Below are 13,398 nucleotides of genomic sequence, written 5' to 3'. Positions count from 1 at the left end.
AAGCACTTAATTTTTTTGCTGGAAGATGTTATAATAACCTCACGGCGCAAGCCGAAGCGAAGCTTCGGGCGCCTGAGAGAACATTGAAACAGAATAAACCGGAATCAAGGAAGAACTGTTTGTAATAATGAAAGCTGTTTGAAAGGCATTCTGTTATAATAACCTCACGGCGCAAGCCGAAGCGAAGCTTCGGGCGCCTGAGAGAACATTGAAACAGAATAAACCGGAATCAAGGAAGAACTGGTTGTTATAATGAAAGCTGTTTGAAAGGCATTCTGTTATAATAACCTCACGGCGCAAGCCGAAGCAGAGCTTCGGGTTCCTGAGAGAACATTGAAACAGAATAACTGGAATAAAGAAAGAACTTGTTGCTCTAACGAAAGTCGTTTGAAAGGCATTCTGTTATAATAACCTCACGGCATAACCGAAAGCAAAGCTTTCAATGCTTGGGAGAACGTTGAAACATGATAATATCGCTTAAAAAACGTCTTTTCATAATCAAGTGGGGTTTTGTACTTACGATCATGTTATAATAACACAATAAAGTAAACAGGGGAGACTCCTTTTTAAATATATCTGGTCCGCTATATTCAGCGGAGGAATGGAGAAGAATGATGAAATTACTGGTGCTGGACGGAAACAGTATCCTGAATCGCGCGTTTTACGGGATTAAACTGCTGACCACCAAGGATGGCCATTTTACCAATGCGATTTACGGTTTTCTGACGATGCTCAAAAAGATGTGGGATGAGACGCAGCCGGATGCAGTCGCCATTGCGTTTGACCGCAGGGAGCCCACGTTTCGCCACCTGGAATACGATGGCTACAAGGCCCAGCGCAAGGGAATGCCGGAAGAGCTGGCCGAGCAGATGCCCGTTTTAAAGGAATTGCTGGAGCTGCTCGGTTATCCTCTGGTGGAGCAGGCAGGGTTTGAGGCGGACGACATTTTGGGCACGCTGGCCAAAGCCAGCCGCGAGCAGGGCGCGGAATGCGTGATTGCCACCGGGGACCGCGACAGCCTGCAGCTGGTGGGTGACGGCGTCACGGTGCGCCTTGCCGCAACCAAGTTTGGGCAGCCGCAGGTAACGGTGTACGACGCCGAGAAAATCCGCGAGGAATACGGCGTGGAACCGCCCCAGATGATCGAGATCAAGGCGCTGCAGGGCGACAGCTCCGACAATATTCCCGGCGTGGCGGGCATCGGCCCCAAGGGTGCGGGTGAACTGATCCGCAGCTTTCACGACATCGACCATATCTACGAAAATCTGGATACCATCGACATCAAAGAAGGGATGCGCAAGAAGCTGCGCGAGGGAAAGGAAAGCGCCTACCTCAGCCGTAAGCTGGGCACGATCTGTACGGATGTGCCGATTGATACGAAGCTGGAAACGTATCGCCTGCAGTCGGGCGACAAGGCGGCCGCAGCCCGTTTGATGGCACGGTTGGAGCTGTTTTCGCTGATTCCGAAGCTGGGGCTCGACGCTGCGGCGCAGGAGACCCCCGAGCAGAGCAAAACGGCGGATTCCCTGCCGGTAAAGGTGCTGGCCGATGGTGCAGGATTGCTGATCCCCCTGCAGGAGCAGGGCCGTGCGGATTTGACAGCCGTGTACGACGGAAACGAAATTTCCTCTCTGCTTTTGCCGATGGATGGAACGGTATTTGTATTAAAGCCCGAAAAAGCGTTTTTGCGCGCGCTGTGCGGCAATGCAAAGATCGTCAAGAATATCCACAACAGCAAGCCGTTTTACGCCGCGCTGGAGCGGCTGGGCGTGGAGGTCAAAAATTTCGGCATGGATACCCTGCTTGCGGCCTATCTACTGAACCCCACGTCGTCCGATTACGGGGTGGAGCGGCTCGCAGCGGAATATGAGGTACCGGTTCCGAGTGCAAATGGGGAATATGCGGATGCGGCCCGCGCGGCGCTTCTGCCCGCTCTGGTCGATCGCCTGACGACCGAAATCGAACAGAACGGCCAGCTCGACCTGCTGAAAAAGATTGAGCTGCCGCTGGCAAAAGTGCTGGCCGGCATGGAAACGGTCGGCTTTGCCGTAGACGCGGCGGGCATTGAGGAATACGGTAAGGGGCTGCAGACCCGCATCGATGAAATCCAGAGCCGTATTTATGAGCAGGTCGGCTACGAATTTAATGTGAATTCGCCGAAGCAGCTCGGTCAGGCGCTGTTTGAAAAGCTGGGCCTGCATACGGGCAAAAAGACAAAAAGCGGCTACTCCACCAACGCGGAGGTTTTGGAAAGCCTGCGCTATGACCATCCTGCGGTAGAGATGATTTTGGAATACCGCGGGCTGACGAAGCTGAAATCCACCTATTGCGACGGTTTGCTCAAGGTGATCGGACCGGACGGGCGGATTCACTCAAGCTTTAATCAGACCGAAACGCGCACAGGGCGCATCAGCTCCACAGAGCCGAACCTGCAGAACATTCCCGTGCGCACCGAACAGGGCCGCGAGCTGCGCCGCTTTTTCATCGCCCGGCCCGGATGGGTGCTGGTAGACGCCGACTACTCGCAGATCGAGCTGCGGGTTCTGGCTCATGTGGCCGACGATAAAAATATGATCGAGGCATTCCGCGAAAATGCGGATATTCACCGCAGCACCGCCGCCCAGGTGTTCCGCATGCCGGAGGAGATGGTCACGCCCATCATGCGCAGCCGCGCCAAGGCGGTCAACTTCGGCATTGTATACGGCATCGGCGCGTTTTCGCTGTCGAAGAACATTGGCGTTACCCGCAAGGAAGCGGATGACTATATCAAGGCGTATCTGGCCCATTACGATGGCGTGCGAAGCTACATGAACCATGTGGTGGAGCTGGCAAAGGAGCGCGGCTATGCCGAAACGCTGTTCGGCCGCAGGCGCTACCTGCCGGAGCTGACCAGCAGCAACTTCAATCTGCGCTCGTTCGGCGAGCGCGTCGCGATGAACATGCCGATTCAAGGCACCGCGGCGGATATCATCAAGATCGCGATGATCCGTGTGGCGGAGCGCCTGACCCGTGAGAAAATGCAGGCGCAGCTGATTCTGCAGGTGCACGATGAGCTGATCGTCGAAGCGCCGCAGGAAGAAGCCGAGGCTGCGGCGAAGCTGCTCACGGAAGAAATGCAGAATGCGGTTTCGCTTTCCGTGCCGATGCTGGCGGAGGCCAAGATCGGCAAAACGTGGTACGACGCAAAAGAATAAACCCATCATTCAGCTCCCCGGTGATCTGCCGGGAAGAAAGAGGAATGCATATGAAAATCATCTTTATCTGTACGGGCAACACCTGCCGCAGTCCGATGGCCGAAGGCCTGTTCCGCAGGCTGCTGGCCGAGCGCGGCATCATGGACATTACCTGTGACAGCGCCGGGCTATTCGCGAATCCCGGCGAGCCTGCGGCAGACAACGCGGTGACCGCCTGCCGCGAGCTGGGCGTCGATCTTTCCGCTCACCGCGCCAAACCCCTTTCGCAGGAAATGCTGCAATCCGCCGATCTGTTTGTGGTCATGATGCAGAGCCATGCCGGGGTGCTCAAATCGTCGGGAGTACCGCAGGAGAAAATCAAGGTACTCGGCGGCGGAGTCGGCGACCCGTTCGGCGGCAGCATGGCCATTTACCGCGCCAGCCGCGACCAGATTCAAAAGGCGCTTGAGGAGCTTTTGCATGAGCTGGGGCACTGAAGAAATCCGCATTGTCCCGATGCGGGAACATCATCTGGACGCGCTCGCCGCGCTGGAGCGGCTCTGCTTTTCGCTGCCCTGGTCGCGTGAGGGCCTTGCGACAGAGCTTCTGGAGCCGACGGCCTGCTTTCTGGCGGCGGAGTGCGGCGGGGAAACTATCGGCTACGCGGGAATGCACTGTATTCTGGATGAAGCGTACGTCACCAATGTTGCGGTAGACCCAGGGTTCCGTCGGCACGGGGCCGGGCGGCTGCTGATGCAGGCATTGGAGCGGGCGGCGATCGGGCGCGGCGCGGCGGCCTTGTCGCTGGAGGTGCGCGTCTCGAATCAAAACGCGATCCATTTATACCGGAGCTGTGGATTTGCAGAAATCGGCCTGCGCCGCGGGATGTACGAGCAGCCGAAAGAAGATGGCCTGATCATGACAAAAGCCTTTTGCTGAAAGAAGGATTTCGATGAAATACTGTATTGTGTACGGCGGCCCCCGCAAAAAGAATACATACCACGCGGTGCAGATCGTCAAAAAGCGGCTGGCCGCTCTGGGGCCTGCGGAGTTTACCGAATTTTATCTGCCGCAGGATTTCCCGAAGTTCTGCACGGGATGCTATACCTGTTTTATGAAGGGTGAAGAGAAGTGTCCCCACCGGGAATATGCGGGGCCGATCGAAAGCGCAATGCTGGAGGCCGACGGCCTGATCTTTGCTTCGCCGGTGTACGTGATGGAAATGGCGGCGCCGATGAAAAACATGCTCGATCATTTCGGGTATCTGTTTATGGCGCACCGCCCGCGCAGGGAGATGTTCCATAAAAGCGCGCTGATCGTTTCCACCACGGCGGGCGCGGGGACCAAGTACGCAATCAATAATATTGCCCGTTCACTGTCGTATTGGGGAATCAGCCGGATTTTTCGCTGTGGGGTTACCTTATGGTCCGAAGGCTTTGATGATATGAAGGAAAGCCGCCGCATCAAAGCGGAGCGTTCTCTGGTGCGGACGGCGGAACGGCTGTACGAGAGCCTGAAAAAGGGCCCTTCGACGTCCATCCGGACAAAGGGAATGTTTTTTATCATGAAGCAGGCGGTATTCAAGTTTGCGGATAACCCCGCAGACCGGACTTACTGGACGGAGCAGGGCTGGGCGCAGGGCGAAAAACCGTGGAATCAGACAAAGGGGAAACAGGAATGAGATTGTTAGGAATTGAAAGCTCGTGCGATGAAACGGCTGCGTCCGTGGTAGAAGATGGCCGCCGTGTGCTGTCGTCTGTGATTGCGTCGCAGGTGCTGGAGCACCGCAAATTCGGCGGTGTGGTACCGGAAATAGCCTCGCGCCGCCATGCGGAGGCCATTGTCGGCGTGGTGCAGCAGGCGCTGGACGACGCCGGAACAAACATAAAGGAACTGGATGCGATCGCGGTCACTGCCGCACCGGGACTGATCGGCGCGCTTTTGGTCGGTGTGAATTTTGCGAAAGGGCTGAGCTTTGCGTCCGGTGTGCCGCTGGTGCCGGTGCACCACCTGCGCTCGCATGTGGCGGCGAATTATCTGACGAGCGCCTCGCTCAAGCCTCCCTTTTTGTGCCTGGTGGTTTCCGGCGGGCACACGCATATTGTACATGTGACGGATTATACCGAGTTCCGCGTATTGGGCTGCACGCGCGACGACGCCGCGGGCGAAGCATTCGACAAGGCGGCCCGTGCCATGGGCCTGCCTTACCCGGGCGGCGTATTTCTGGACAAAGAGGCAGAGCTGGGGAATCCGGACGCGTTTTCCCTGCCGCATCCGTCGGTGGATGGCGCTCCGTTTGATTTCAGCTTTTCCGGGCTGAAAACGGCGGTCATCAATCTGATCCACAATGCCGCGCAAAAAGGGGACGAGCTTCCCCGTGCCGATCTGGCGGCTTCGTTCCGCCGCGCGGTGGTGGACTGTCTGGTGCGCAACGTAGTTGCCGCCATGCGTGAAACCAAGGAACGCCGGCTGGTGATTGCGGGCGGTGTTTCCGCCAATTCGCTGCTGCGGCGCGAGCTGGAGCGAATCTGCCGTGCGAACGGATGGGAGTTTTACCGGCCCGAGCTTTCTTTGTGCGGGGACAACGCGGCGATGGTGGCGTCGCAGGGGTATTACGAATTTCAGGCGGGCAGGCGCGCCGGGCTTGATCTGAACGCGCTCGCTACTATGGACATTCAGCTTGATTTTAAAGCATGAGAGCCGATTGCAGCACCTTGTGTAAAAACCGGAATTTTCTCCTCTGTTTTCGGCGGAGGAAAAAATGAACGGGCTTTATCGGGTAAAATAAGTACTGGCTTGGAAAGGGTTGGCAGGCAGTGTTTTTTTCGTGATTCTTTAAACGAACTTAACAGATATTCCGTTTGTTTTTTGGTTGACAATCCACAAATATCAATTGATTCCTGAGCCAAAATCGATTATAATAAAACCAGAGTTATCGTATTTGGCTATCAGGCCGGAAGGAGAACTGGAATGACAAATAACAAATCGGTATTGAACTGGATCGAAGAAATGAAAGCTCTTGTCAGCCCCGATCAGGTCGTTTGGATCGACGGCTCAGAGCAGCAGATCGAACAGCTGAGAGCAGAGGCTTGCTCTACCGGTGAGCTCATTAAGCTCAACCAGGAAAAGCTGCCGGATTGCTATCTGCACCGCACAGCGGTCAATGACGTTGCCCGCGTGGAGGATCGTACCTTTATCTGCTCCCGCAAGGAAGAGGATGCAGGCCCTACTAACAACTGGATGGAGCCGAAGAAAGCCTACGAGATGCTTTATGATATTGCTCGGGACAGCTATAAGGGCCGCACAATGTATGTGATTCCCTACTCCATGGGCCCGGTTGGTTCTCCTCTGGCAAAAATCGGCGTTGAACTGACGGATTCCATCTACGTTGTGCTGAACATGGCGATCATGACCCGTGTTGGCCAGGCGGTTTGGGATGTTCTGGGCGATAATCCCGAGTGGGTGCGCGGGCTGCACTGCAAATGCCAGATCGATCAGGAAAAGCGCTACATATGCCATTTTCCTGAGGATAACACCATCATTTCCGTGAACTCCGGTTACGGCGGAAACGTTCTGCTGGGCAAAAAATGCTTTGCGCTGCGCATTGCATCCAATCTGGGCCGTCAGCAGGGCTGGATGGCGGAGCATATGCTGATTCTGGGCATCGAGAATCCCGAGGGCGAGGTCACCTATATTTCGGCGGCGTTCCCGTCTGCCTGCGGCAAGACGAACCTGGCGATGCTGATTCCGCCGGAGGGTTACCGCAGTAAGGGCTATAAGGTCTGGACAGTCGGCGACGACATCGCGTGGATGCGTCCCGGTGCGGACGGCAGACTGTATGCCATTAACCCCGAAAATGGATTCTTCGGCGTCGCGCCCGGCACGAACGCCAAATCCAACTTTAACGCTCTGGAGTCTACCAAGAGAGGCACCATCTTTACCAATGTTGCGCATAACCTCGACGACAACACTGTCTGGTGGGAGGGCCTTGACAAGAACCCTCCCAAGAACGCGTTGAACTGGAAGGGCGAGCCCTGGGACGGCACTACTTCCTCTGATAAGGGTGCGCACCCCAACAGCCGCTTTACCGCGCCTGCCAAGAATTGCCCCTGCATCAGCCCCGAGCTGGATAAGGGCGAGGGCGTGCCGATTTCCGCCATCATCTTCGGCGGCCGCCGCGCGCAGACCACTCCGCTGGTCTATCAGTCCCGCGATTGGGATAACGGTGTGTTCGTCGGTTCCATCATGGCTTCCGAAACCACAGCCGCCGCAGCCGGCGCTGTCGGCGTCGTTCGCCGCGATCCCATGGCGATGCTGCCATTCTGCGGTTACCACATGGGTGACTATTTCGGCCACTGGATCGAGATGGGCAAAACTCTGGGCGATAAGGCTCCAAAAATCTTCAACGTCAACTGGTTCCGTCTGGACGACGAGGGTCATTTCCTGTGGCCCGGCTTCGGCGACAACATGCGCGTGCTGGATTGGATCATTGCCCGCGTAGAGGGAAAAGCAGATGCGGAGGAAACCCCGATCGGCTTTGTACCAAAGGCGGAGGATATCAATATCAACGGCATTGAGGATGAGATTTCTCTCGAGACGCTGCGCAGCATCCTGAAGATTGACAAGGCACAGTGGGCCAAGGAAGCTGAGGGCATTGAGGAATTCTACCAGAAATTCGGCGATAAGCTGCCCAAAGAGCTGCATGACGAGCTCGAGAAGCTGAAAGAGCGCGTAAAATAAGTTTTTGATCAATCGTGTGGGTTTTTATTCCATACAAATAATCTGCATAAAAGGAACGGTTCCAGCAAGGAACCGTTCCTTTCTTACGTTCATGAAAAAATGTGCCTATATTTAAGGCCGAAAACACGGAAGAAACAGTCACTTTTGATGATGGTGTGGAATTTATAAATGAACTTATTTATATTATATAATTCATAAATAGAGCTTATAATCGTTTAAAAATACTTAAAAAATCAAAAAAATACAATAAAATGAAGCTTAAGTATTGAAAAAATTCAAAAACGGGGGTATAATCAGAACAATTTGTTAGAGGAGGTAATCCACATGTCCTTTCAAAATCAATATCTGTTGTCTGTGTATCAAGACGTATGCCAGCGTAACGCAGGTGAACCGGAATTTCTTCAGGCTGTTCAGGAAGTTCTGGAATCCCTTGATCCCGTGGTGAAAAAACGACCGGATCTGGTAGCGTCAGGTATCATAGAAAGGCTTGTGGAACCGGAACGGATGATTCAGTTTCGGGTATCCTGGATTGATGATAAAGGCGAAGTACGGGTAAACCGTGGCTGGCGCGTTCAATATAACTCTGCAATTGGCCCTTATAAAGGCGGGCTGCGTTTACACCCCAGTGTGAATGCTTCTATACTCAAGTTTCTCGGGTTTGAGCAAACCTTTAAAAATTCCCTGACAGGCCTGCCGATCGGCGGTGCAAAGGGTGGGGCGGATTTCAACTCAAGAGACAAAAGCGAAGGCGAAGTTATGCGATTCTGCCAAAGCTTTGCCACAGAGCTGACCAAACACATTGGGGCAGATACCGATGTGCCTGCGGGCGATATTGGAGTGGGCTCACGGGAGATTGGGTATATGTTTGGCCAATATAAACGGCTCAGCAACGAATTTACCGGCGCCTTTACCGGGAAATCCCTGTACTCCGGCGGCTCTCTGGTCCGTAAAGAGGCAACCGGTTATGGGTTGTGCTACTTTGTACAGGAATTGCTGTCTTACATAAAACAGGATTCCTTAGAAGGAAAAACCGTAGTGGTCTCCGGTTCAGGAAATGTAGCGATTTATGCCAATGAAAAAGCGGCGCAGCTGGGGGCAAAAGTAGTTGCCATGTCAGATTCCAACGGCTATATTTACGATGAAAACGGGATCGATCTGGCGGTAATGAAGCAAATCAAAGAGGTGGAACGCGGCAGAATTAAGTTGTATGCCGAGCGTGTTCCCGGAGCGGTATATACCCCGGGCTGCGGTGGAATCTGGAGTGTGAAATGTGATGTCGCTCTGCCCTGCGCCACGCAAAACGAGATCAATAGCGAACACGCGCAACAGCTTGTCAATAACGGGGTCTCCGTTGTGGCGGAGGGAGCAAACATGCCATGCACTCCCGAGGCGATAGAGATCTTCCGCTCCAACCATGTTCTGTATTCTCCCGGCAAAGCCTCCAATGCGGGCGGCGTTGCGGTGAGCAGTCTGGAAATGTGCCAGAATTCCATGCGCTATTCCTGGAGCTTTGAAGAGGTGGATGCAAAACTGAAAGAGATTATGGCGACTATTTTTCATAATGCATATCAGGCTTCCGAGGAGTTTGGCCATAAAGGGGATTTGGTGATAGGTGCAAATATCGCAGGCTTTTTGAAGGTGGCTGAAGCGATGAAATGGCAGGGTGTCGCGTACTAAATCAGTCCGCTGTCTCTTTTGTATCGATGTCGAAGGGTTTGTTCTGCAGAGCAAACCCTTCTTTCAAGTATAAAAAACCGCAGATTTTGACAATGATATAGAGCCAATTATTTTGAAAAAAGAAAGAAATCATGTAAAATTCTTAAAAAAGTTATGAATAAACTGTTTCCAAATCGAAAAATTTGTCGATTCGCACACTTGATTTTAAGCGAGGAATTCTCTATACTTAGGATTGTTGATTCAAGTCCTAAAAGATAGGCAAAATCCCTAAGAAGCCGCATTTGGCTTCTTACTTTATTTCAGGAGGAATGAACGAATGGCGGAAAACAAACAGGTCACGTTTCACCCCAAGGGAGATTTCTTTGATCTGAAGGGTCAGAACACCAACGTCAGAACCGAGGTCATGGCAGGCGTAACTACCTTCTTTACCATGGTGTACATTATTATGGTAAACCCCAGCATGCTGTCGCAGACGGGAATGCCCTGGGGCGCGGTTTTTCTGGCAACCATTATCGCTTCGGTGATCGGTACCCTTGTGATGGGGCTGTTTGCCAACGTACCTTATGCACAGGCTCCCGGTATGGGCCTGAACGCTTTCTTTGTTTTTACCGTTTGCTTCGGTTTAGGCTTTCAGTGGCAGGAAGCTCTCGCGATGGTTTTCCTGTGCGGTATCCTGAACATTATTATTACGGTCACCAGAATCCGTAAAATGATTATCGAGGCAATTCCTCCCATGCTGCAGCACGCGATCGGCGGCGGTATCGGCGTGTTCATCGCGTATATCGGCGTGAAAAAGTGCGGCCTGCTCACCTTTACCTCTGACCCCGGCCAGAATATCGTTCTGGACGGCGGCACGGTCATTGCGAATTCAAGCATTGTTCCCGCGATTGTGCAGTTCAACTCCCCGGCGGTTCTGCTGGCGCTGTTCGGCATTATCCTCACCGTGATTCTGATTATCCGCAACGTAAAGGGCGCGATCCTGCTCGGCATTCTGGTCACTGCCGTGATCGGTATTCCGCTGGGCCTGACCTCCATGAGCAATTCCGTCAGCTTTTCCGACGCGGTCAGCCAGCTGCCCGAGACCTTCGGCGCGGCGTTCGGCAACCCCGGCATGCAGTCACTGTTCTCAGATGCTTCGAAGCTTCCCCTCGTTTTAATGACAATTTTCGCATTCAGCTTGTCTGATACGTTTGATACCATCGGCACCTTTATCGGCACCGGCCGCAAGTCCGGCATTTTCTCCGAGCAGGATGAAAAGACGCTGGAAGAGAATCAGGGCTTTTCGTCCAAGATGGACAGAGCGCTGTTCGCGGATGCGACCGCTACCTCCATCGGTGCGATCTTCGGTACCTCTAACACCACTACTTATGTGGAAAGCGCAGCCGGTATCGGCGCGGGCGGACGCACCGGCCTGACCAGTGTTGTCACCGCAGCCATGTTTATTCTCAGCGCATTCTTTGCACCGCTTGTCAGTGCGATTCCCGACGCGGCCATCGCCCCGTCTTTGATTATTGTCGGTATCATGATGCTCAGCTCCTTCCGCGACATTAAGTGGGAAGACATGGAAGACGCGATTCCCGGATTTTTCGCCGGTATCTTCATGGCGCTTTGCTACAGCATTTCTTATGGTATCGCCGCAGGCTTCCTGTTCTACTGCATCATTAAGACAGTGAAGGGCAAGGCAAAAGAGATTCACCCCATCCTGTGGGTCGCTACCATCCTGTTCGTGCTGAATTTTGTAATCCTTGCAAAAATCAGTTAAATTTGTTTGTTCGCCTTTTTAGTTTAGCTTGAGGTTTTATACAGAAAAAACCGCCTTGGGAATTCGCTCCCGGAGGCGGTTTTTCCTTTATGTGTACAAAATAAAGTGCCGCCCCAAAAGTCATAAGACTTCTCAGGCGGCAAACGTGGTTCGTTATTTATCGGTGAGCTTCTCTTTTGCGCACCAGCTCGGTCAGACGCTCAATGTTGCGCAGCATCGCTTCTTTGTCCTCCGGCAAACGCCCGCGCACATCAATATAGTTGGAGGCGTGTGCGCTTGTGTAGTAGCAGTGCTTCAAATCCAGATTCTCGATCAGCAGCTTCATCTCCTCCAGCACCTGCGTCGCGGAGGGAAGACGGAACGTTCCCTCAGCGATTTTGCGGAACATGTCGGTGTCGTTGCCGGCGTGCAGAACCAGCATGCCCACGTAGTCGGGCTGCATCTGGTTCAGGGCGTCCGCGGTTTCAAGGATATGCTCGCGCGAGAACTCCTGCCCGCCAAGTCCGGAGATTATGCTGATCGAAAGGCGCAGGCCCGCGTCGGTGGCCGCTTTTGCAGCCGCGATCATCTCGGCCTTGGTGATGCCCTTGTTGACTTCCTCCAGAACCTTGTCGCTGCCGGATTCGAGACCAATGTAAACCATCTCGAGCCCTGCCTCGTGCAGCTGACACAATTCCTCATGGCTCTTGCGCAGAATGTCCTTGGCGGAAGCATAGACGCGAACCGCATCCAGATCGGGGTACAGCTCGCGGATGGTTCCCAGAATTTCGAGCAGCATCGGCGTTTTCAGCACCAGCGCATCGCCGTCGCACAAAAAGATGCGGCGGATTTGATTACGCCAGCGGGAGCCTTCTACAAGGTCTGCCTTGATTTCATCCAGATTGCGTACGCGGAACTGCTTATCGGAATACATGTCGCAGAATGTGCATTTATTCCACGAACAGCCCACCGTCACCTGAACCAGCAGGCTGTCGGCCTCCGACGGCGGGCGGAAAATGGTACCTTCATAATGCATGAGATTGAAATCCTCCTTATTGGTACCGCGCTCCCCGCAAATTTTCGGGAACGAGCGGGTAATCTATTGCATATTGACGATGTTTTCGGTATGCTATTACTAAATTGTAGCATGATTCGATTGTTAAGAAAAGATCACGCGTTATTTTTGGCGATTTTACCTGCCGGATGTCTGCAAACAGACCGCGAGTGAGCACAATGCTTGATTTTCGGCGTTCATCTGGAAGGATTATGCAGGTATGTTGCCCGATTGGAAATAAGAATTGGTTGGGAGGCTTTGGATATGGATCAGGAGAGAATCAAGGCAGCGGTAACGGAGCTGCTGCTTGCGGTGGGGGAGAACCCCGAGCGCGAGGGATTGCTCGAAACGCCGGACCGCGTCGCAAAGATGTATGCCGAGATTTTTTCAGGACTGGAGGAAGACCCCATGGAGCACCTGAAGATTTTTCAGGAGCCGCAGCAGCATGGGGAGCTGGTTCTGGTACGTGATATTCCGCTGTATTCCGTTTGTGAGCATCACCTGCTGCCCTTTGTGGGCAAGGTGCATATCGCCTATATTCCCAAGGATGGCAGGATCATCGGGCTTTCCAAATTCGCCCGGATCGTCAGGACCTTTGCCTCGCGCCCTCAGGTGCAGGAGCGTCTGACGGCGCAGATCGCGGATTTTCTGTTTGATAATCTCAAACCGTACGGCGTGGCGGTTGTGGCCGAGGCCGAGCATCTCTGCATGACGATGCGGGGAATCCGCGCGGCCGGAGCGGTTACGCAGACCTCCGCCCTGCGGGGAGCGATGCGCACTGAGGCGAAGACCCGCAGCGAGGTCATGTCGCTTCTGGCGGGAGGAGGTCGCCGATGAGCGGGTTCCGGGCGGGAAAATATTTCCTTTCATTGAATGGTCCGGCCTGTATCATGGGCATATTAAATGTAACGCCCGATTCGTTTTCTGACGGCGGGCAGAACTTTCGCCCGGAGGATGCGGTGGCGCACGCGCTCGAGATGCAGGAGCAGGGCGCCGGGATGATCGACATCGGC

The 13,398-nt window shown here is 53.8% G+C and carries 11 protein-coding genes; 10 read left to right on the top strand and 1 reads right to left on the bottom strand.

Annotated features, from left to right (window positions below):
• Positions 1-611: 611 nt before the first annotated feature.
• The 8 genes from polA (at position 612) to TY09_RS01600 (ending at position 11,352) form a co-directional block, all read left to right on the top strand.
• Positions 612-3,194: a DNA polymerase I gene (gene polA / locus TY09_RS01635; protein WP_042430504.1), complete on the top strand. Its 2,583-nt coding sequence runs from the start codon at positions 612-614 to the stop codon at positions 3,192-3,194.
• A 50-nt stretch (positions 3,195-3,244) separates the two neighbouring features.
• Positions 3,245-3,670, top strand: coding sequence for an arsenate reductase/protein-tyrosine-phosphatase family protein (locus tag TY09_RS01630; protein WP_009060114.1), 426 nt, complete (start codon positions 3,245-3,247; stop codon positions 3,668-3,670).
• Entirely contained in the window at positions 3,654-4,112 is a 459-nt protein-coding gene (gene rimI / locus TY09_RS01625; protein ID WP_042430500.1) for a ribosomal protein S18-alanine N-acetyltransferase, read from the top strand. The genes TY09_RS01630 and rimI overlap by 17 nt, the downstream gene beginning before the upstream one ends.
• Before the next feature lie 13 nt (positions 4,113-4,125).
• Positions 4,126-4,854 (top strand): flavodoxin family protein, encoded by a 729-nt coding sequence (locus tag TY09_RS01620; RefSeq protein ID WP_042430497.1) that lies wholly within the window; start codon positions 4,126-4,128, stop codon positions 4,852-4,854.
• Entirely contained in the window at positions 4,851-5,870 is a 1,020-nt protein-coding gene (gene tsaD, locus TY09_RS01615) for a tRNA (adenosine(37)-N6)-threonylcarbamoyltransferase complex transferase subunit TsaD (protein ID WP_042430494.1), read from the top strand. Before TY09_RS01620 ends, tsaD begins: the two co-directional genes overlap by 4 nt.
• A gap of 273 nt (positions 5,871-6,143) precedes the next feature.
• Complete coding sequence (locus TY09_RS01610) at positions 6,144-7,913, top strand: phosphoenolpyruvate carboxykinase (GTP) (RefSeq protein ID WP_009060078.1); 1,770 nt, start codon at positions 6,144-6,146, stop codon at positions 7,911-7,913.
• A 324-nt stretch (positions 7,914-8,237) separates the two neighbouring features.
• Positions 8,238-9,590: an NADP-specific glutamate dehydrogenase gene (gene gdhA, locus TY09_RS01605; protein WP_042430491.1), complete on the top strand. Its 1,353-nt coding sequence runs from the start codon at positions 8,238-8,240 to the stop codon at positions 9,588-9,590.
• 316 nt (positions 9,591-9,906) lie between these two features.
• Positions 9,907-11,352 (top strand): NCS2 family permease, encoded by a 1,446-nt coding sequence (locus TY09_RS01600; RefSeq protein ID WP_009060071.1) that lies wholly within the window; start codon positions 9,907-9,909, stop codon positions 11,350-11,352.
• Between the two features lie 157 nt (positions 11,353-11,509).
• Here the strand turns inward: TY09_RS01600 and TY09_RS01595 are convergent, their stop codons facing one another.
• Positions 11,510-12,367, bottom strand: a complete 858-nt coding sequence (locus tag TY09_RS01595) for a radical SAM protein (protein WP_042430488.1) — start codon at positions 12,365-12,367, stop codon at positions 11,510-11,512.
• Between the two features lie 282 nt (positions 12,368-12,649).
• Here TY09_RS01595 and folE point away from each other — a divergent pair, with 282 nt between their 5' ends.
• Both folE and TY09_RS01585 read left to right on the top strand, forming a co-directional pair.
• Positions 12,650-13,222, top strand: a complete 573-nt coding sequence (folE, locus tag TY09_RS01590; protein ID WP_009060076.1) for a GTP cyclohydrolase I FolE — start codon at positions 12,650-12,652, stop codon at positions 13,220-13,222.
• Positions 13,219-13,398 (top strand): dihydropteroate synthase (locus tag TY09_RS01585; protein WP_042430484.1); only part of this gene is annotated, 180 nt, incomplete at its 3' end. The genes folE and TY09_RS01585, both read left to right, overlap by 4 nt.

It is taken from the genome of Faecalispora jeddahensis (genome assembly GCF_000577335.1).
GTDB classification, from domain to species: Bacteria; Bacillota; Clostridia; order Oscillospirales; family Acutalibacteraceae; genus Faecalispora; species Faecalispora jeddahensis.
Note: the sequence above shows the minus strand (reverse complement) of the source record. Positions and strands in the feature narration are given on the sequence as shown.